Genomic DNA, 20,112 nt, shown 5'->3' on the forward strand with positions numbered 1-20,112 from the left:
AATCAGGCGTCATTCGGCAAGGTGATCTGTTTTTCCAGACGCAGCGATCCGCCGTCCGTCACCGTGATCATAATTTGGGTTTTACTGCCCGGCTGAACGGAGAAACGCATACGGCCCAGCGGTTGTGGCTGGTTAGCGGTCAGATTGACATTGCTGCTCTGGCGGCTGGTGCTGCTGCCGGACACGCCTTCCTGTGAAACGGAAACCGCCACCTGACAGGCGCAGGCTTTAGTGAGACTGACCATCGGGGTAATGACATAGGTCTGCGCGTCGTTGTGGGTGTCGAACCACAGCTGGTTGGACATCACGGCGGCAATCAGGAGCAAATGCATGGCGTTTATCCTCAGAGTTCATTCGAAAAAAAACAGGGCTAGTGCCCTGTTTTATTGTGCTCCTCCCCTTCGCAGCAGAGGGAGCGTTATCAGTTTTGTGACGCATACGCCAGGTTAGCTGTACCGACCTGAGTAATGCTGGTCAGAGAGCCATTGGCGCTTTGTGACGCCTGAGCGTAGTTGCCTGAACCATTCTGGGAGACAAGCACTTTACTGCCGTTTGCGCTCTGCGCCACGTTGGCACCGTTGTAATCACCCTTTTGCACTACGCTGATCAGGCTGCCATCACCGGTCTGATTGGTGCTGGAGCTGTTTCTGTAGCCATCCTGATTAACCGCTGTCAGCGATTTTTGAGCGCCAGTCTGAGTGGCATTCGCCAGGTTTGAGGTACCCTGTTGGTAAATCTGAATTTCAGAATTCCACTGAGTCGCAGTGAATGTCGGAACCGTTGAAGGAGGTGTCGTTGTCGGAGGTGTAGAACCACCGCCGCCGCCATGATTTGAACCGGTTGCAAACGCACTGCCACTGACGACTAAAGCGGAGACTGCCACAATTTTCCAAAGTTTCATGATGCTACCCCATTGGTTTAATATCGGATGTCATGTTTTACCTTTCATATTTCGAGTTGCAGATGCGTTGGCTGCGCTCGCTCACACCCGTCGCTTAGTTATCTAAGCTCCCGGTGATTTCCGACCTTGCCGCCTTCCTGCACCTCAAACTATTTTGGGTATGATTTTGTATTAATGCTGTGTCACTCTAATCGCCATTCCTGACGAGTTTTGTACGACACCGCTGCTCTGGTTCGTACCATTCTGGCGAATTTCCGTCACACTCCGGCCTTTTTGCAGAATGTAAGCCGTATTGCCAAAATTCTGTTGCGTAATGGATGCATCCCCGCCGCCGCTTTGCGAAATATAAGCAAAGTTATCGCTGCCGCTTTGGGATATATCGGCGTTATTTCCATTACCTCGCTGATTTACCACCGCAGTATTTTCTGACCCTGACTGACGGATGACGCTGGAATTGCCGTACCCCGCCTGATTATTTGCAGCCAGATTACTATTACCGTTCTGGTAAATCGTTGATGAATTCCCCGATGAATTCCTCGCGCCAGCGAAGACTTGTTCCGGACTGTCACTACTCATTTCCGAATAAGCCATATCAAACTGCTGAGCGTGAACGACCCAGGAGACTGAAAGTAACGCCAGGGTCAGTAAAGTCTTTTTCATTTCGTCACCTGTATATCTCCGGCGACTGTGTATTAGCTCACCGGGTTATTGCTGTTGACGAATTGATTATGATGTTTGGCGGAAATAAGAAACTCACCCGCACGTCGTATTTTAATTTTTAACTTCATTAAAAAGTATGAGACATCACTTCTCATGCGGATTGACCAGAATGTTTCAGTAATACGTCAGTGACGCTAATCGACCCCATGGCATTAATCCTAAAGTGCCAGGAAACTCCGGCCTAAATAATCACACAAATGCAACTATTCCTAATCCCCTTGTGGTTTAAAAATGGCCTTAAAAGAGATCGCCGCCACATTTCCACCCCTTATCATTCCGGCTTTCACGGTATTTAGGGTGCCCGCCGGGCGCTTTATGCAGGCATAATCAGGCCTGAAAACGGCCTAACCTAAGTTAAATCGATTATACAGGAAGCAGTTATTTGAGTTATTAAAGGGTAATCATGCGCCAGACTGCTGTATCCCGTGGATTATTCAGGCCGGCATTTATTTAAATGTGCTGTCATAACAAGGTCAAACGTTAAGATAGTGTAAATCCATTACTTAAGGTTTATTTAACATGCACGTCTCATGCTAACGGCAATACATTAAGAAAATTTTATACATTTTACGTTACATTTTGAAACATAAATAAGCCTTGCGTAAGGTCATCCAAAAGCTAAATTGAGTCTGTACCGCACATAGAGCGACTTAAAATATTGTGCGCCTCACGCTGCGTTTATTTGCCACTTTCAGATATGCACAGCAAATATAAAGCTATAGATTTAGCACATAATATCTCAGTCTATTACCGGTCTGTTTATACAAAGACGCGGCAGGCTGTGGCTATAAAAATCAGGGCAGGGTTTCATTATGAGTAATGAAGCAGCAATCAATAATAATATTCTTTTATTAGTGACTAAACCATCATTACAAGCCAGTGCTTTATTGCAGCAATTAAAACAGCAACTTTGTGTCAATACCCGGTTACACAGCATTCATAAAACACTTGAGGATCAGTATCTTCATCAGACACTTATTCTTTTCGACATGATGGAAGCTGACCGGCGGACTATTGAAGTCTGGCAATCCGCCATTAACCGTTATCACGAGAGTGTGAAGTTATTATTATTAAATACGCCCGATAATTATCATTTTCGGGAAATAGAAACTTGGCCGCGAATAAGCGCTGTTTTTTATCTTTCTACTGATGAAGAACATCTGGTGGAAGGGATCCGCAGCGTGATCCGCGGAGAATGCTACTTCTCTCAGGGTTTCGCCAGCTATCTGATCAATCAGTCCGGTGCCTTCCGGCACATGCATTCAGAAGATACCGGCCTGACTCATCGCGAAAAAGAGATCCTCAATAAGTTACGTGTGGGTGCGTCCAACACGGAAATCGCAAAGCTTTTGTTTATCAGTGAGAACACGGTCAAGACGCATCTTTATAATTTATTTAGGAAAATCTCGGTAAAGAACCGTACTCAGGCGGCGTCCTGGGCGAATGACAATCTCAAGCGCTGACATCATGACTATTTGCATCAGGACCTTCTGGCTCTGGCTGGCGCTGCTCTGCGCCACCTGCCTGCACGTACAGGCTGCGGATATCAAAGACCCGGGGCTGATTACCGACCGGACAGTGACGTCGGTGGGGCACGATTTTTATCGCAGCTTCACCGCCAAATGGGAACAGAACTACCCGGAAACCATCACGATTTCAGAAAGACCCAGCGCCCGCTGGGGCAGTTGGATCACCATAAAAATAGGTCAGGACACCCTTTATCAAACTCTGTTGTTTCCTAACCGTCACAACTTTGAGAAGGACGTCGATACCGCACTGGCTGGCGTGACGGAGGCATTATCACGACGTCAGCTGGACAAAGCGTTACTTGGCACCGGGGATCTTGCCCATGACGAATTTTAATGCACAGCCTCTTTTAAGGAGAGCATCGTGAATATTCCAGTCTCTGCTTCGCGTTCAGTCATGCTGCTGGCATTACTGACGGCGTCCCCGGTTTCCTGGGGAGGCAACATGGTTTTCCAGTTCATTAACCCGAATTTCGGCGGCAACCCGAATAATGGCGCGTTCCTGCTCAATGAAGCCCAGGCGCAAAACTCCTATAAGGATCCGGATTCATACGATTTCGGTTCCACCGGCACCTCTGCGCTGGATAACTTCACCGCATCGATTCAGTCGCAGCTGCTGGGCAGTCTGATGGGCAACGTGAATCAGGGCAAACCGGGGCGACTGGTGACGCAGGACTTTATTGTGGATATCCAGAATACCGACGGGCAACTGGTGATGAACGTTACCGATCGTAAAACAGGCAAGATTTCCACCATTCAGGTTCAGGGCCTGTCTGCCACTACCAACTGATTCCGACGACAAATAAAAACAGGAACAACATCATGCGCAGCTATTTATTACTCATCGCAGTTTTTGTGTTGAGCGGGTGTCTCACAGCGCCCCCGAAAGAAGCCGCCAGACCGACATTATTGCCACGGGCACCGAGTTATACCGACCTGACTCATCTCCCGGCACCGAAGGGACGTGTATTTGTCTCCGTTTATAATATTCAGGATGAAACCGGTCAGTTCAAACCGTATCCGGCGAGTAACTTCTCTACCGCGGTGCCGCAAAGCGCCACGGCGATGCTGGTCTCAGCGTTAAAAGACTCGAAATGGTTTATTCCGCTGGAACGTCAGGGACTGCAAAACCTGCTCAACGAACGCAAAATTATCCGTGCGGCTCAGGAAAACGGCAGCGTCGCTATCAATAACCAGCGTCCGCTTTCTTCTTTAGTGGCGGCAAATATTTTGATTGAAGGCTCGATTATCGGCTATGAAAGCAATGTGAAATCGGGCGGCATAGGGGCGCGTTACTTCGGTATCGGTGCCAGTACGCAGTACCAGTTGGACCAGATAGCCGTGAACCTGCGTGCTGTCGACGTCAATACCGGGGAAGTTCTGTCGTCTGTGAATACCAGCAAGACGATTTTGTCGTATGAAGTGCAGGCCGGGGTGTTCCGCTTTATCGACTATCAGCGTCTGCTGGAAGGCGAACTGGGCTATACCACCAACGAGCCAGTGATGTTGTGCCTGATGTCGGCCATTGAATCCGGGGTTATTTATCTGGTCAATGACGGTATCGACCGTAATCTGTGGCAATTGCAGAATCCATCGGAAGCGAATTCACCGATACTGCAACGCTACAAAAACAGCGTTGTCCCTGCCGAATCCTGATAGGGCAGTTGGCGAAGGGAAGGGGTGGGTTGACACCCCTTCCCTTCTTTTTTAAGCATTTAAGCAAACATCAGGTTTTATTCTCTTCGCTTTTCACCGCCTGACGGTAATTATTCACCCGCTTTTTGTCCTCGAGATTGAAGTCAGGGTCGAGATAAATACTCAGCCGTTTGATCAGTAAATCGTCAAATGCAAACACCGTACAGAAATGATGGCTGCCGGCTTCCGAGGTCGGCCAGCGGTCGCCATTTTGCATCACGCCACGCATCTGCCCTTCCAGCACAATGGTGTCGCCATCGCTGAGAAACCGGAAAGCATCCTGAATATGCTGGATCTTGTCGATTTCCAGGGCGAAGCGTTTACCCAGTTCTCCCAGGGATGACTTCCCCTGCGCGGTGCCAAATTTCGGAAAAAACAGCACCACATCTTCAGCAAAGAGATCCAGCAAAGTCGAATCTGCCTGATCCAGTTTGGCGTAGAAATTCTTAACGATTTCAATGCGTTTTTCTTTCAGTTCGTGTTCTGACATTTTCACCTCGAAATTCTCCATCCAATACCTAAGCCTAGTGACTGCGGCTGATTTTGCCAGTTATGTGGTGATGCTCACAAAATGCGCACCCTGCCCCGGAAAAGAGTTTTCTGCACCGGAACACGGAACCCATTACACTGGCGTACGTTTTTACCCTTACTTCCTCTTACATTTTCGGAGAGTCACGGATGTCTCAGTTCAATCGGGCCGGCCTCAGTTTGCCCCCACTGCCCGTTCCCTCCCGCTGGCTTATTATGGTTGTCTGCCTGCTGCAGGGACTTTTGCTGTATTACTTTTTCTCAGACAGCCAGGCGGTCACGCGGTCGGCTTTCTCCCACAATATTTACGGCCAGACTATGGCATTCACATTACCGGTGCTGATTTCGTTGTCGCTGGTACGGCTGAATGACCGCCGGTTCTGGGGCGCAATGGCGTTGATTACCTTGCTGCTGGCAGGGCTGGCAACGTGGGTGAAAAGTAATGTGACCGGCACACCGGCAGATTCGGTGATGGTGCCGTTTAACCTTTCGCTGGTGGTGATGGTATTTTTTGTGCTGCCCTGGTTACAGGTGCAGACGTTCCCGGCGCACAACCGTTACCGGTACGCCCATCTTGCCGCCTGCTACAGCCAGAATATGCTGTGTGCGATGCTCACTTTCCTGCTGATGCTGCTGACCGTCGGCGTGCTGGCGCTGTGCGCTGCCCTGTTCCGGGTGATTGGCATTGAATACTTCCACGCGCTGTTTTTCGATACGCCACTGTTTATGCATCTGGTTTTCGGGCTGCTGCTGGGGATAAGCATCATCACCTGCCGCACACAACCGGCGCTGATGAACACCACCCGCAATATTATCCGTTTCATTCTCAAAGGCCTGCTGCCTCTGGTGGCGTTCGTTGCGCTGATCTTCCTGTTCGCCCTGCCGTTCACCGGCCTGACGGCGCTGTCGAAAACCTGGTCCGCCGCCAGTCTGCTGACCATTATGGCGCTGAGTCTGCTGGTGCTGGTGAACGTCGTGCGCGAAACGGACAGCGGAGTGAAACCTTATCCGCAGGCTGTCCGCTGGCTGGTCAATGCAGCCATCCTGCTGCTGCCGGTGTATGCCGCGCTGGCGCTGTATTCTACCGGTCTTCGCGTCTCGCAATACGGCTGGACGCCGCAGCGCCTGTGGGCGGTGGTGATTATTGCGGTCACGCTGACAGCGTCGCTTTGCTACAGTTCTTCCGTTTTCGATAAACGCCCGGACTGGCTGTCACGCCTGAATCAGTTCAATAAACCGCTGTCATTGTTAGTTGTATTGCTGGTTATCGCGGTCAACAGCCCGCTGCTCGATCCTTACCGTATCAGCGTCAACAGTCAGATTGCGCGGCTCGACAGCGGTAAAACACAGGCGAAAGATTTTGATCTTAAATTACTGCGCTTTGAAACCGGTCGTCGTGGCAATGAGGCGCTGGCGAAACTGCAGCAACATCCTGCGTTTACCGCTGATCCGCGCCTGCTTGCCACGGTGAAACACACCCTGGCGCTGACCTCACGCTGGGGCTCATACAATGATAAAGAGGCCGATGCGCTGGTTAAAAATTATCGTGTTGAGGAGGCGAAAAAGATGATCACGCTGGCGAAAGGCGCAGTGCAGCCGGATGACGGCTGGTGGAAAGGTCTTCCTGCGCTGGAACAATACCGCAACACAGTGCGCGATTGTCTGAGCGTTCAGGGCGTGTGTATCGTCAACACACTGGATCTTAACAGTGACAGACAGAAAGAAATCCTGCTCTGTAATACGCTGGATGCGCCTTCAGTCAACTGCCGGGTTTACGCGAAGCAGGCCGGACAGTGGGCGCAAAGCGGTGAACTTTATCTGTATCAGGAAAAAGATAAAGAGACGCTGATCCAGGCACTGCGCAACGGTGAAGTTAAACCCGCGCCGCGCAAATGGGCGGATATCCAGATCGAAGGGAAGCGTCGCGTGGTGCATTACCAGCAGGATGAAAACTGATTTATCCGCCCGTCACCGGCAGGATTTCTGCCGGTGAACCCGCCGTTAAGGCGTCATGCGTAACAGGGTGTCATCTTTACGGAAGTAATGATGATAAATCGCCGCCAGCGCATGTAAGCCAATCAGGTAATAACCGCAGTTCGCCAGAAACACATGAATCTGTTTCACCGTGCTGCGCACGGAGGGATCCGGCGTCACGAACTGCGGCACCTGCCAGCCAAACAATACCCAGTCACGTCCGCCAAATTCCAGCGTCAGCACACCCAGCGCCGGCAGCGAGAGAAATAACAGATACAACACGCCATGTACCGCGTGCGATGCCGCAATCTGCCAGCGTGGCAAAGGCGGCGTGATAACGGGCGTGGCATAACGGGTACGCAGGAACACACGCACCCACATCAGCAGCCAGACGCAAATCCCGAAATTAAAATGCAGTAAACGCACCAGCGGCTGATTATCTTCCGGAAAATAGTCGCGGGTCAGCATCGCGGTATACGTCAGAATAATCATCAGTAAGGTTGCCCAGTGCAGGCTTATCTGCGACAGCGAATAACGGTTTTTCATGAGCAATTTCCTGGCCGGAGGATATTAAACGCGAAATCAAAAGTGACAGAGTGAGTATAGAGAGGAATTACGCAGACTTTGTGGATAAGGCCGGGCGATAAGGATAAAGAAGTTAAAGCACAGAGATAAAAAAACCGGGCCAAAGCCCGGTCTGATTTGCTGGGGCGACTTATGCGCCGACAGAAGTGTCCGGCCCAACCGGCGGTTCACTGCTGGCTTTTTTCGGGGCCAGTAAACCGTCAGCACGGAACATCGCTTTGATACCGCGAATGGCCTGACGGATACGATCCTGATTTTCGATCAGCGCGAAACGGACGTGCGTATCACCGTAATCACCAAAACCGATGCCCGGAGACACGCAGACTTTCGCGTCAGACAGCAGACGTTTGGCGAACTCCAGCGAACCTAAATGCGCATACGCTGGCGGGATTTTTGCCCAGACATACATCGACGCTTTCGGGTTTTCCACCATCCAGCCCGCTTCATGCAGCCCGCGCACCAGCACATTACGACGCTGACGGTATTGCTCGGCGATGTCTTTCACACATTGCTGATCGCCTTCCAGCGCGGCAATCGCAGCAACCTGTAACGGCGTGAACGTCCCGTAATCGTGATAACTTTTGATACGCGCCAGCGCGCTGACCAGCTCAGGATTGCCGACCATAAAGCCGATACGCCAGCCCGCCATGTTGTAACTTTTCGACAGGGTAAAGAATTCCACCGCGATATCTTTCGCGCCCGGCACTTGCATGATCGACGGCGCTTTCCAGCCGTCATACACGATATCGGCGTAGGCCAGATCGTGAATAACCAGCACGTTGTATTGTTTGGCCAGCGCGACCACGCGTTCGAAGAAGTCCAGTTCCACGCACTGCGCCGTCGGGTTGGACGGGAAGCCGAGGATCATCATTTTCGGACGCGGAATGGTTTCGCGAATGGCTTTTTCCAGTTCAGCAAAGAAATCCACACCTTCTGCCAGCGGCACGGATCGCACCTGAGCACCGGCGATCACTGCGCCGTAAATGTGGATCGGATAACTTGGGTTTGGCACCAGAACGGTATCGCCATGATCGAGAGTGGCCAGCATCAGATGCGCCAGACCTTCTTTTGAACCGATAGTGACGATAGCTTCGCTTTCCGGGTCGATGTTCACCTGATAACGATCGGCGTACCAGCGGGAAATCGCACGACGCAGACGCGGAATACCGCGTGACGTTGAGTAACCGTGGGTGTCTTCGCGCTGCGCAACCTGCACCATTTTTTCCACAATGTGCGGCGGTGTCGGGCCGTCAGGGTTGCCCATGCTGAAATCAATAATGTCTTCGCCGCGATGGCGTGCGGCCATTTTCAGTTCAGCGGTGATATTGAAAACATAAGGGGGAAGACGATCAATACGTGAAAAACGACGTGGTGAACTGGAATCAGCCATAATTTCCTCTGGGATACGTAAGCGCCCGGACCGTCCGAGCGACGCTGGCCGCGTTGCGGCCTTCAACGAACATAACGCAGAGAAAAACAGCTGTCGAGATACTGAGCGTTTTTTTTTACGGACGCGGATCAGTTGCCAGCAGCCCCAGCAGCCAGTCGTTCTTCCACTCGTCGCCAATCCGGTAACTGTCGCGCAAACGCCCTTCCATCTGAAAACCGCATTTCTCCAGCACCCGGCGCGAACCGTCATTGCCTTCCAGTACGTTGGCCTGCAGGCGGTGAAATCCGCAGTGGTCAAAAGCAAAGTTCAGCACTTCACGCAGGGATTCCACCGCGTAGCCTTTACGCTGATGCTCGGGCGCGAGAATAAATCCCACTTCCCCCTGTTTGTAAGGTCGCCAGTCCGGGAAGAATCCGGTCAGCCCCACGGCGGCGCCGGTCTCTTTTTCGCGGATCAGCAAGCATAACCAAAAGTCGCAATAGCGGTCCCAGTTGCCCAGCCGCTGTTCAAAACGGGTATGAACCTGAGCGGGCATCTCGATATCGCCGATAAAACGCATCACCTCCGGCGTCTGATACAACCGCAAGAAAAATGCCCAGTCGTCAGCCTGGATGGGCTGCATAATCAGCCGCGGCGTGGATAACGAAATCATCTCGGTTGGCTCTCCTGTGTCTGCCGATGGTGAAAGTCTGACCTTTTACATATAATAACGGCTGAATCCATTTGGCACGCTTATCTTTACGGCGCGCAAAGAGTTAATCTGCTATGCCTCACATTTTCGATATGTTGCTGGCGGTCTTTGACCGCGCGGCGCTGATGCTCATTTGTCTGTTTTTCCTCACGCGTACCCCGCTGTTCCGTAAACTGCTGCATAAAGAAAACGAGAGCCACACGCCGCTGGAGCTGGCGGCGGTGACCGCCATTTTCTCGCTGTTTGCGATTTTCGGTACGCTTTCCGGGATCAACGTCGAAGGCTCGCTGATAAACGTACGCACCATCGCCATTATGTCCGGCGGGATCTTGTTCGGCCCCTGGGTCGGGATTATCACCGGCCTGATTTCAGGCACGCACCGTTTTCTCATCGACATTCACGGGCCGACGTCGATTCCGTGCCTGATCACCAGTATTACTGCCGGTTTCCTTTCCGGTTACATCAATAAAAACGTCAAAAAAGCGCTGCACTGGAAAGTCGGGATCATCGCCGGAATGCTGTGCGAAACACTGACCATGGTGCTGATTCTGCTGATGGCACGCCCATTTTCGCTCGGGCTGGATATCGTCATGAATATCGCCGCACCGCTGATCCTCGGTGCCAGTTCAATTGGCCTGATTGTGTTACTGGTGCAAAGCGTCGAAGATGAAAAGGAAGTCATCGCCGCACGACAGGCGCGGCTGGCACTGGATATCGCCAATAAAACGCTGCCCTATTTCCGTAATATAGACGGCCGTAATATCGAAGGCCGAAATATCAACGCCGAATCCCTGGCCAGCATCTGCCGCATTATCCGCGAGGATATCGATGCCGATGCGGTGGCTATCACAGATACTAAAAACATACTGGCATACGTCGGCGTGGGCGCGGATGAATACAATATCGGTCATGAATCGCTGAGTGAGATGACCAAAGCCACACTGGAAAGCGGCGAGATCACGGTCAGAAACAATGACGAAATGGATCGCACGCCGCAGATCCACTCGCTGATTATTATTCCCCTGTGGGAAAAAGGCGAAGTGACCGGCTCGCTGAAAATTTATTATTGTGACCCGCACCGTATTACGTATTCGCTGAAAGTGATGGCTATCGGGCTGTCGCAAATTATGTCCACGCAGATGGAAGTCTCACGCACTGAACAACTGCGCGAAATGGCCAATAAAGCGGAAATGCGTGCATTGCAGAGCAAGATAAACCCGCATTTCCTGTTTAACGCGCTGAATGCGATTTCATCGTCGATCCGCGCCCGCCCTGACGTGGCGCGTCAGCTGATCATCAATCTTTCCCGTTATCTGCGCTACAACCTGGAACTGAATGACGAGCTGATCGACCTGCGCAAAGAACTGCATCAGGTACAGGATTACATCGCCATCGAACAGGCGCGTTTTGGCAGCAAACTGACGGTGATTTATGACATTGATGACGATATTTCGGTGAAAATCCCCAGTCTGCTGATCCAGCCACTGGTAGAAAACGCAATTGTTCACGGCATTCAGAAATGCAGCGGAAAAGGCGTGGTGGTGATTTCAGTTAAGCATCAGGCTGAGGGGATTAAAGTTTCCGTGAAAGACACCGGCCATGGCATTAATCAGGAAACCATTGACCGCGTGGCGCGCAATGAAATGCCCGGCAATAAAATCGGCCTGCTGAATGTGCATCACCGCGTTTCGTTGTTATACGGGCAGGGTCTGACCATCCGGCGACTGGAGCCGGGCACCGATATTTCTTTTGTTATTACTCACGCTCCTGCGAAAGTCACGGCGGCCATACAGAGCCAGATGGCCTGATCCGCAGGGCGTTTTCGTTTTACCCGCCCGCCTTTCGGGCCACCGCACCAGGGAGATAATTCAGTGAAAGCAATTATCGTCGAAGATGAAGTACCGGCTCAGGAAGAGCTGAGTTATCTGATCAATACGCACAGCAGCATTCAGGTCGAAGCGATATTTGACGACGGACTGGACGTGCTTAAATATCTGCAATCGCATGAAGTGGATGCGATTTTTCTCGATATCAGCATTCCGTCGCTCGACGGCGTTTTGCTGGCGCAAAATATCAGTAAATTTGCCCATAAACCTTATATCGTTTTCATCACCGCCTATAAAGAACACGCTGCAGAAGCCTTTGAAATCGAAGCGTTTGATTACATTCTCAAGCCTTATCACGAGTCACGCATTGTCACTATGCTGCAAAAGCTGGAGTCGCATTTTCGCCGTGATAAAGAACTGGCTGGTAAAGAGACCGGAGAGAAACAGGAAGGGATCCCGCCTGTAACCGGCAACGCGCAGCGGGTCAGTCACAGTATTAATCTGATCAAAGACGAGCGGATTATTGTCACGGATATCAACGATATTTATTACGCCGCCGCGCAGGAAAAGGTGACGCAGGTCTATACCCGCAAAGAAGAATTCACCATGCCGATGAATATCACCGAATTGTGCAACCGCCTGCCGGAGGAGCATTTTTTCCGCTGCCATCGTTCATATTGCGTGAACCTGTCAAAAATCCGCGAGATCGTACCCTGGTTCAACAACACCTATATTTTGCGCTTAAGCGATTTAGATTTCGAAGTACCGGTGAGTCGCAGCAAGGTGAAAGAATTCAGGCAGTTAATGCGGTTCTGATGGGTTTTTTGAGGCGGAGAGTGTTATCACCTGGCGTGTGACTCTGAATTATTACAAAAATGTCATCAACCCGTCATCCTCAGGTTAGCCAGTAATAAGTAGACTTTGTTTCGTCAAGACAGAGGATATTTCGTACTTTCTCATGTCTGTGATGAGAAAAATCTAAATATAGCTCTGCAAAATATTCTGCGTTATTAACAAATAACATTGAGTTCAAAAGGACGAACATATGTTTAAAAAGAAATTATTACTCGCCGGTATTATCAATGCTCTGTGTCTGTCGTCTGCGTATGCAGCGAACCCTCTTAGCGTCCACGTTCTGAACCTGCAAAACGGGCTGCCATCACAGGGTGTAAGCGTATCGCTCGAGAAGCAGGAAGGTAACAAATGGGTGCAGTTGAGCAGCGGAGTAACCAACGAACAGGGAAGAATTCCGGCGCTGTATCCCAATGAAAATGTGATGGAGAAAGGGAATTATCGGGTAACGTTCAAAACCGGCGAATGGTTTGAAAAGCACCATACCGCTTCATTTTTCCCGGAAATCCCCGTTATTTTTAAAGCGGATGGCTCAGTGCCTCACTATCACATTCCTCTGCTTGTCAGTCCTTACGGCTTCTCGACTTACCGCGGGAATTAAAGTCAGCACAGCAATAATGATGGGAGTTTTAAGGGCTAAAACTTTGTTAAAGCACGCTTCAACTTATTGATTCAGCATTAATACCCCACCCCAACCCTCCCCTTCGCAGGGGAGGGAGCAGATCGAACCAGACTTCATCCTCTGCGCACAGGAACGAGCTAAAACTTAGATCGTCATACCAATTGACTGACGTAAGTACGCACCTGCACCCAGCAACCCTGGCTGATCGTGGGTGATGAGGAATACCGGAATATCCATCAGGTAATCTTTGAAGCGGCCTTTATCTTCAAATGCGGCGCGGAAACCGGACGCTTTGAAGAATTCGAGGAAGCGCGGAACAATGCCGCCAGCGATGTATACACCGCCAAATGTCCCCATGTTCAGCGCCAGATTGCCACCGAAACGTCCCATGATCACACAGAACAGCGACAGCGCGCGGCGGCAGTCGACGTTCTCATCAGACAGTGCCAGTTCAGTCACGTCTTTAGGTTTGAAGTTTTCCGGCACGCGGTCGTCCGATTTCACGATAGCGCGATAAAGATTCACCAGCCCCGGACCGGAAAGGATCCGCTCGGCAGATACGTGGCCCATTTCGGTACGCAGCTGCTCAAGAATAATGTCTTCTTCTTCGCTGTTCGGTGCGAAATCAACATGACCGCCCTCGCCCGGCAGGCTAAGCCACTGCTTGTTAGCGTGGATCAGATGCGCGACACCCAGACCGGTACCGGCGCCATAGATCACAGCCGGTTTTCCGTCATGCGCTTTTTTACCGCCGAACTGCAATAAATCCTCTTCTTTCAACATCGGGATCGCCATCGAGACGGCGGTGAAATCGTTGATCACTTCCAGATGTTGCAGACCTAAACTTTTCTTCATTTCTGCAATGGAGAATGCCCAGGTGTGGTTAGTCATTGCCACCCAGTCGCCGGTGATCGGACAGGCAATGGCGATGCAGGCATCTTCAATTTCCTGTTTTTGCTCAGTAAGATACTCACGGACTGTGGCTTCGAGGCTGTCATATTCCAGCCCGGAGAAGGTCTTCGCCTGCGAAATCTCGCCGCTGTCCAGCGCACAAAGCGCCAGACGGCAGTTAGTGCCCCCGACATCGCCCACCAGGGAGTATTTGGTCATGTTATTCTCCGCAAAAGTAAATTCGTTATGCTGCGCTAAAGAGTACGCTGACAGACACGCAGATGTAAGTTGTCTTCATCAATTAAAGCGACTGGCGAAACCCCGCCCGTGGGGCAAAGCTTACAGTTTCGTGTGGGCAAAATAGCGGTAATTGCTATACGCTGCAACGCAGTTTTGAACCCGCGCACATTTATGCGGTATGTCACACAAAATAATGTTGAGCGCCCGCAAACAGACTTCGCCAGGATTCATCTAAGCTATTAGGGCAAACAAAGCGATAACGATAAATAAGGAAATTCTTGCATGTTTCATCCTCGCGCCAGAATTATGCTGGCTTTCGCCCTGCCCGCCGTCATTATCGGGGTGCTGTCCAGCCTGATTCTGGTCTTTCTCATGATGATCGCCGGTGCATTGCAAAACCTGCTGTGGCAACACATTCCCGCCGTTTTACAGGTGAATACGGAGTCTGCCAGCTGGACACTGTTTATGCTGACGCTGACCGGCATCGGTGTTGGCGCGATTATCAAGTATATGCCAGGCCACGCGGGGCCGGATCCGGCCACTGAATCGCTGATTGGCGCGCCGGTGGCGGTAAACGCATTACCGGGTCTGGCGCTGGCGCTGATGGTCGGACTGGCGGGCGGCGTCAGCCTCGGGCCGGAACATCCGGTCACGGTAATTAATATCGCACTGGTGGCGTGGCTGGGTGGACGCCTGATGCCTAAAGTGCCGACCACTGACTGGGTCATTCTGGCGGCAGCCGGGACTATCGGCGCACTGTTTGGCACGCCGGTCGCGGCGGCGCTGATTTTCTCGCAAACCCTCGGTACCAATAAAGATGTCCCGTTATGGGATCGCCTGTTTGCGCCTTTGCTTGCCGCCGGTGCCGGTGCGCTGACCACCGATCAGTTCTTCCAGCCGGATTTCTCGCTCAGCATTCCTTCTTATGATTCGTCCAGCCTGATCGACATTTTCAGCGGTTCCGTCGTGGTGCTGATCGCTATCGCGCTGGGGATGATCGCCGTATGGCTGTTCCCGCATATGCACCGGCTGTTCAATACGATCCAGAATCCGATATTACGTCTCGGCCTGGGCGGTTTTGTGCTGGGTCTGCTGGCGCTGATCGGCGGAGAAATCACGCTGTTCAAAGGTCTGGATGAAATGAAAGAGCTGGCACATTCCAATCAGCTGTTTGAGATGGGACCTCTGCTGGCGATTACGCTCACCAAACTCGCGGCGTTAGTGGTCGCTGCCGCCTGTGGTTTTCGTGGCGGGCGCATTTTCCCGGCAGTGTTTGTCGGGGTATCGCTCGGGTTGATGTTGCATCAGTACGCACCGGATGTGCCTGCAGCGGTGACGGTTTCCTGTGCTGTGATGGGGATGGTGCTGGTGGTGACACGCGACGGCTGGCTGAGTCTGTTTATGGCGGCCGCCGTGGTGCCGGGGCTGAAACTGTTGCCATTGCTGTGCATTGTCATGCTGCCAGCCTGGCTGATGCTGGCCGGTAAGCCACTGATGCAGGTTGCAAAACAGCGGCTGAACCGGGAGATTACAGAAGAAGATTAACCCTGTTTTAACGCAAATTCCGCCGCCACCAGTGCATGAATGGCGGTGGTGTCGAAGACCGGTACGCTCGCGTCTTCTGCACCGACCAGCAGGGTGATTTCGGTACATCCAAGAATGATCCCTTCCACGCCCTGCTGTTCTAATTTACTAATAATCCGGCGATATTCCTCGCGGGAATCCTCCTTAATCATGCCCAGACACAGCTCTTCGTAAATGATGCGGTGGACAATCGCCCGGTCGGCTTCGTCCGGCGTCACCACGTCAATCTGATGCTTTTCCTGCAAACGTCCGCGGTAGAAATCCTGTTCCATGGTGAAACGCGTGCCGAGCAGGCCGATTTTACGCAGCCCCTGCCCTTTGATTTTTTCGGCCGTCGCATCGGCGATATGCAGCAGCGGCAGGCCGCCGATGCGTTCGATATCGTCCGCCACTTTATGCATGGTGTTGGTGCACACGACGATAACGTCCGCGCCTGCACGCGCCAGTGAATTGGCGGCGTTACCGAGAATTTCACCCGCCTGCTGCCAGTCACCCGCCATTTGCAGCTTTTCGATTTCATAAAAATCTACGCTGTAGAGAAACAGTTTGGCCGAATGCAGGCCACCCAGTTGCTGTTTCACATGCTCATTGATCATGCGGTAATACGGTACGGTGGATTCCCAGCTCATACCGCCAATCAGCCCTAACGTTTTCATCTTGACGCCCTGTATTTTCCGGATGCCAAAACCATAACCGACAAAAAGCCCGCGGACAAAGAAAATGTCGGCGGGCTTTTTTGTGCTGCTTTACGGCAATGAAAATTACTGTTTAGCCGGGCAATCCTCTGCTGCCAGACGACGGTTCATCCAGCGCTGACGGAGCGTGTCGTACACCCAGTTGTACGCCACGGTATACGGGAGGAAGAACAGGAAGAACCCGATTTCCAGCATAAAGGCGTCCAGCAATCCGATGCCCAGCCACAGCGCGGCAATCGGCAGACCCATTATGATAAATCCGCCTTCAAAGCCCAGCGCGTGCGCCACACGGATTTTAAATGTCCGCACCACACGGGAAACCGGCCAGAATTTGTCAAACAGGCTGTTATAGACGATGTTCCAGACCATTGCTGTCGTCGATAACATGATAGCCAGTGCGCCCATTTCCCAGACCGGTTTGTTCAGCGCCCAGGCGGCGGCCGGCGCTGAAATCAGCACGGCGAGGGTTTCAAAACCTACCGCATGGAAGATGCGTTCGCCGAATGTTTTCTGAGAGATATTCCGTGTTTGCTTAGACATAAAAACCTGCCTGATTCCTGATTGTTGTTACGTTAAATGCTACGTGACGGCTGTCACAGGCGGCCATTATCATCACTAAATGAGATAGGTAAAAGATAGAAAGTATCGATAAAATAGATGGATTAAAATCAAAGGATCATCTTATGCGTTATTCCCCTGAAGCCCTGATAGCCTTTGTCGAAGCCGCCGATGCCGGATCGTTTTCAGCGGCAGCGCGTAAGCTGCGCAAAAGTCAGTCCACCGTCAGCACGGCAATTGCCAATCTGGAAGTAGATTTAGGCGTCACATTATTTGACCGCCAGAGCCGGCATCCGGTGCTGACTCCTGCCGGACAGCGCGTGCTGAGCCACGTTCAGGCCATTCTGGCCGCCAGCGAACGGCTCGATGAACTGGCGGTACGCTTATCAACGCAGGTGGAAACCCGCCTGACGTTTGTGCTGTCCGACACTTATCAGCCGACCCATCACGAAGCGCTGCTGCGCCGCTTTGAGCGCCGGTATCCGGATATTGAATTTGAGTGTCAGATTGCTGAAGATCAGGACGTGATCGACCTGTTGCAGTCCGGCCGTGCGCATATCGGCATGGTGGAAGTGCAGGCGAGTTATCCGCCGGATATTGGTGTGGCACGTCTGCCGGAGCAAACGGATATGTCGATTTTTTGCAGCCGCGAGCATCCGCTGGCGAAAATGACTGACCTGCAACCGGAGCAATTGAACACCTTTCGCCAGCTCTGTCTGCAACCTTACAGCCGCCGGGAAATGCCCCGGGCGCAGGGGCAAATCTGGTCAGCGCCCAGTTATCTGATGCTGCTGGAAATGGCGGAACAGGGATTTGGCTGGGCGACGTTGCCGCACTGGCTGGTGAAGCAGTTCGGACATGACAAACTGGTCAGCCTGCCGATGCGCGGCTGGCCGAAACAGATCTCGGTGGATGCGGTGTGGAGTAAGAACAATCAGCCCGGTCCGGCGGGGTCCTGGTTCATCGACCAGCTCATTGACCCGCCGTTACCGGAAACCGATTTACTGCCCTGAGTTACGCTTCGCCAGCGATTTGGTGACAGAATTTAGCAGCTCAGGGATATCCATTTTCGGCAGAACTACTTCTATCCAGGCCATCTGACGCTGCGCGGTAGCCTTTTCAATCGCGTCCTTCAGCGCCTGCGGCGATTCTGCCCGCGCGCTGAACACCTCTTTGCCGCCAAACGCCGCCGGGAACTGGGTCCAGTTCCACTGCGCGATGTCGTTATAACGCTGGGTTTCGCCGTGGATCGCCCGCTCGACGGTGTAGCCGTCGTTATTAATCACAAAAACAATCGGGGGCAGACCGTAACGGATGGCGGCTCCCAATCCCTGAAGGGTCAGTTGCGCAGAACCGTCGCCGATCAGCAGCACCACGCGGCGATCCGGTACAGCAATCTGTACACCAAACGCGGCAGGCAGCGTAAAGCCAATGGAACCCCACAACGGCTGGACAACGAACTGGCAATCTTGTGGCAGACTCAGCGCCGCTGCACCGAAACAGGCGGTGCCCTGCTCGGCAACCAGCACGTCGCCCGGTTGCAGTAAATCCTGAATTTGTTGCCAGAAGGCATACTGCCCGAGGCTGTTATCGTGCGGCAAAGGCAGGGTGTTGCGTTTAACGGTGTATGGCACTGATCCGCAACCCAGTTCGGCGGTAAGCCGGTGCATCACACTGACCGTTTTTTCGAGCGGCAACTGGTGGAAGATCTGATCACCTACACGGGCAAAAAAGGGCTGGAGGTCGATGCATTTACCGGACGGAAGTTGCTGGGTAAAACCGGCAGTAATGGTGTCGGTGAATTTCACGCCGACGGTAATCACCAGGTCCGCTCCTTCAATCGCTTCTCTGGTAGATGGCGCGCTGGCGGCTCCCGAATAAGTCCCGGCAAAGTGCGCCTGCTGTTCGTTGAATAAACCTTTGCCCATCAGCAATGTGGAATGCGCGAGCGGCACGTCTTCCATCCATTGTTCCAGCGCCTTTTTCACTTTGAAACGGTCTGCCAGAAAATCCGCCAGTAGTGAAATACGGTTTGCGCCCCGCAGATGCTTTTCCGCTGCGGCAACAAATGCTTCAAGAGAGGAAGGCGAGAAAGGTGGCTGTCTTGCAGGCTGCGGATGTGCTCTGGTGCTGACTGGCAGCGCGGCGACGTCGCTTGGCAGCAACAGATAACCCGGACGCGAGGTGTACATCACTTCTTCGATAACGCGGTCGATTTCGGTCAGCGCATTTTCCGGCGTCAGGGAAGCCTGCGCCACGCTGACCGGTTCTGACATCCGCATAAAGTGACTAAATTCGCCATCGCCCAGCGTGTGATGCAGCAACTCGCCTTTACGTTGCGACGTCAGCGCCGGTGCACCGACGATATGCACCACCGGCACATATTCGGCGTAACTGCCGGCAACACCGTTCAGCGCACTCAGCTCGCCGACACCGAAGGTGGTCAGCAATGCCGCAATCCCTTTGGTACGCGCATAGCCATCTGCGCCATAAGCAGCATTTAATTCATTGGTGCAGCCGATCCAGGTGATTTGCTGATGGTTAATGACGCTGTCGAGGAATTTCAGATTGTAATCACCCGGCACGCCAAACAGTTCGGAGATCCCGCTAAATGACAAGCGGTCTAAAAGATAGTCACCTACGGTGTATTCATTTTCCATGACGATCCTCTGTTAAAAATTGTGTAAACAGTTAATCCCACTAACTGAAGTATTACTCTACTTGGGGAAATAGGATATTTATTATCCGAAACAGGTGCTGGAAACGCAGAGTTACAGCCCTGCACCGGATTAACGCAGGGCGTTTTATTCAGCAGTTACGGTAATACGCAGGAA

General features: G+C 52.2%; 20 protein-coding genes and 2 pseudogenes. 11 read left to right on the forward strand and 11 right to left on the reverse strand.

Annotated features, from left to right (window positions below; translation table 11 throughout):
• Positions 1–2: 2 nt before the first annotated feature.
• The 3 genes from csgC to CKQ54_RS18935 form a co-directional block, all read right to left on the reverse strand.
• Positions 3–332, reverse strand: a complete 330-nt coding sequence (gene csgC, locus CKQ54_RS18925) for a curli assembly chaperone CsgC (RefSeq protein WP_113876975.1) — start codon at positions 330–332, stop codon at positions 3–5.
• An 89-nt stretch (positions 333–421) separates the two neighbouring features.
• Positions 422–901, reverse strand: a complete 480-nt coding sequence (gene csgA / locus CKQ54_RS18930) for a curli major subunit CsgA (protein ID WP_113876974.1) — start codon at positions 899–901, stop codon at positions 422–424.
• 171 nt (positions 902–1,072) lie between these two features.
• On the reverse strand, positions 1,073–1,561 hold the full coding sequence (locus tag CKQ54_RS18935) for a curlin (protein WP_120161648.1): 489 nt from the start codon (positions 1,559–1,561) through the stop codon (positions 1,073–1,075).
• An 872-nt stretch (positions 1,562–2,433) separates the two neighbouring features.
• Between CKQ54_RS18935 and csgD the strand changes: the two genes are divergently transcribed.
• Genes csgD through csgG form a run of 4 tightly spaced genes read left to right on the forward strand, consistent with a single transcriptional unit; the run spans position 2,434 to position 4,803 of the window.
• The gene (gene csgD / locus CKQ54_RS18940; RefSeq protein WP_120161646.1) at positions 2,434–3,084 is read left to right on the forward strand and encodes a biofilm master transcriptional regulator CsgD; all 651 of its coding nucleotides are present in this window, start codon (positions 2,434–2,436) and stop codon (positions 3,082–3,084) included.
• On the forward strand, positions 3,065–3,484 hold the full coding sequence (csgE, locus tag CKQ54_RS18945; RefSeq protein WP_369920471.1) for a curli production assembly/transport protein CsgE: 420 nt from the start codon (positions 3,065–3,067) through the stop codon (positions 3,482–3,484). The genes csgD and csgE overlap by 20 nt, the downstream gene beginning before the upstream one ends.
• A 60-nt stretch (positions 3,485–3,544) precedes the next feature.
• Positions 3,545–3,937, forward strand: a complete 393-nt coding sequence (csgF, locus tag CKQ54_RS18950; protein ID WP_120161714.1) for a curli production assembly/transport protein CsgF — start codon at positions 3,545–3,547, stop codon at positions 3,935–3,937.
• A gap of 32 nt (positions 3,938–3,969) precedes the next feature.
• Complete coding sequence (gene csgG, locus CKQ54_RS18955) at positions 3,970–4,803, forward strand: curli production assembly/transport protein CsgG (protein WP_113876971.1); 834 nt, start codon at positions 3,970–3,972, stop codon at positions 4,801–4,803.
• Positions 4,804–4,873: 70 nt separating this feature from the next.
• On the opposite strand, the gene CKQ54_RS18960 is transcribed toward csgG, so the two are convergent.
• Entirely contained in the window at positions 4,874–5,332 is a 459-nt protein-coding gene (locus tag CKQ54_RS18960; RefSeq protein ID WP_112290768.1) for a nuclear transport factor 2 family protein, read from the reverse strand.
• Positions 5,333–5,688: 356 nt separating this feature from the next.
• Here CKQ54_RS18960 and CKQ54_RS18965 point away from each other — a divergent pair, with 356 nt between their 5' ends.
• The gene (locus tag CKQ54_RS18965) at positions 5,689–7,326 is read left to right on the forward strand and encodes a DUF4153 domain-containing protein (protein WP_244220227.1); all 1,638 of its coding nucleotides are present in this window, start codon (positions 5,689–5,691) and stop codon (positions 7,324–7,326) included.
• Between the two features lie 45 nt (positions 7,327–7,371).
• Here CKQ54_RS18965 and CKQ54_RS18970 read toward each other — a convergent pair whose 3' ends face one another.
• From CKQ54_RS18970 to CKQ54_RS18985, 3 genes are all read right to left on the reverse strand, one after another.
• Positions 7,372–7,890: a cytochrome b gene (locus tag CKQ54_RS18970; protein WP_120161642.1), complete on the reverse strand. Its 519-nt coding sequence runs from the start codon at positions 7,888–7,890 to the stop codon at positions 7,372–7,374.
• A 169-nt stretch (positions 7,891–8,059) separates the two neighbouring features.
• On the reverse strand, positions 8,060–9,319 hold the full coding sequence (gene alaC / locus CKQ54_RS18980) for an alanine transaminase (protein WP_120161640.1): 1,260 nt from the start codon (positions 9,317–9,319) through the stop codon (positions 8,060–8,062).
• Positions 9,320–9,434: 115 nt separating this feature from the next.
• Positions 9,435–9,971: a GNAT family N-acetyltransferase gene (locus CKQ54_RS18985; RefSeq protein ID WP_113876967.1), complete on the reverse strand. Its 537-nt coding sequence runs from the start codon at positions 9,969–9,971 to the stop codon at positions 9,435–9,437.
• Between the two features lie 113 nt (positions 9,972–10,084).
• Here CKQ54_RS18985 and CKQ54_RS18990 point away from each other — a divergent pair, with 113 nt between their 5' ends.
• The 4 genes and pseudogenes from CKQ54_RS18990 (at position 10,085) to uraH (ending at position 13,289) form a co-directional block, all read left to right on the forward strand.
• Positions 10,085–11,818 (forward strand): sensor histidine kinase, encoded by a 1,734-nt coding sequence (locus CKQ54_RS18990; RefSeq protein ID WP_120161639.1) that lies wholly within the window; start codon positions 10,085–10,087, stop codon positions 11,816–11,818.
• 63 nt (positions 11,819–11,881) lie between these two features.
• Positions 11,882–12,239 (forward strand): annotated as a pseudogene (locus tag CKQ54_RS26105) (response regulator); the annotation flags it as partial.
• 86 nt (positions 12,240–12,325) lie between these two features.
• Positions 12,326–12,652: pseudogene (locus tag CKQ54_RS26110) on the forward strand (LytTR family DNA-binding domain-containing protein); the annotation flags it as partial.
• Positions 12,653–12,881: 229 nt separating this feature from the next.
• On the forward strand, positions 12,882–13,289 hold the full coding sequence (gene uraH, locus CKQ54_RS19000) for a hydroxyisourate hydrolase (protein ID WP_120161637.1): 408 nt from the start codon (positions 12,882–12,884) through the stop codon (positions 13,287–13,289).
• A 165-nt stretch (positions 13,290–13,454) separates the two neighbouring features.
• Here the strand turns inward: uraH and glk are convergent, their stop codons facing one another.
• Positions 13,455–14,420 carry a glucokinase gene (gene glk, locus CKQ54_RS19005; protein ID WP_120161635.1) on the reverse strand — a complete coding sequence of 322 codons (966 nt, stop codon included), beginning with the start codon at positions 14,418–14,420 and terminating at the stop codon, positions 13,455–13,457.
• 303 nt (positions 14,421–14,723) lie between these two features.
• On the opposite strand from glk, the gene CKQ54_RS19010 reads away from it, so the two are divergent.
• Positions 14,724–15,986, forward strand: a complete 1,263-nt coding sequence (locus CKQ54_RS19010) for an ion channel protein (RefSeq protein ID WP_120161634.1) — start codon at positions 14,724–14,726, stop codon at positions 15,984–15,986.
• Here CKQ54_RS19010 and CKQ54_RS19015 read toward each other — a convergent pair.
• Together CKQ54_RS19015 and CKQ54_RS19020 are read right to left on the reverse strand one after the other, a co-directional pair.
• Positions 15,983–16,681 (reverse strand): aspartate/glutamate racemase family protein, encoded by a 699-nt coding sequence (locus tag CKQ54_RS19015; protein ID WP_120161632.1) that lies wholly within the window; start codon positions 16,679–16,681, stop codon positions 15,983–15,985. The genes CKQ54_RS19010 and CKQ54_RS19015 overlap by 4 nt on opposite strands.
• Before the next feature lie 105 nt (positions 16,682–16,786).
• On the reverse strand, positions 16,787–17,260 hold the full coding sequence (locus tag CKQ54_RS19020) for a multidrug/biocide efflux PACE transporter (RefSeq protein WP_120161630.1): 474 nt from the start codon (positions 17,258–17,260) through the stop codon (positions 16,787–16,789).
• 143 nt (positions 17,261–17,403) lie between these two features.
• Between CKQ54_RS19020 and CKQ54_RS19025 the strand changes: the two genes are divergently transcribed.
• Entirely contained in the window at positions 17,404–18,291 is an 888-nt protein-coding gene (locus tag CKQ54_RS19025; protein ID WP_112290740.1) for a LysR family transcriptional regulator, read from the forward strand.
• Here the strand turns inward: CKQ54_RS19025 and CKQ54_RS19030 are convergent.
• On the reverse strand, positions 18,280–19,938 hold the full coding sequence (locus CKQ54_RS19030; protein ID WP_120161628.1) for an alpha-keto acid decarboxylase family protein: 1,659 nt from the start codon (positions 19,936–19,938) through the stop codon (positions 18,280–18,282). The two genes, CKQ54_RS19025 and CKQ54_RS19030, sit on opposite strands and share 12 nt — an antisense overlap.
• Positions 19,939–20,112 lie beyond the last annotated feature (174 nt).

Source organism: Rahnella variigena (genome assembly GCF_003610915.1).
Classification (GTDB): Bacteria; Pseudomonadota; Gammaproteobacteria; order Enterobacterales; family Enterobacteriaceae; genus Rahnella; species Rahnella variigena.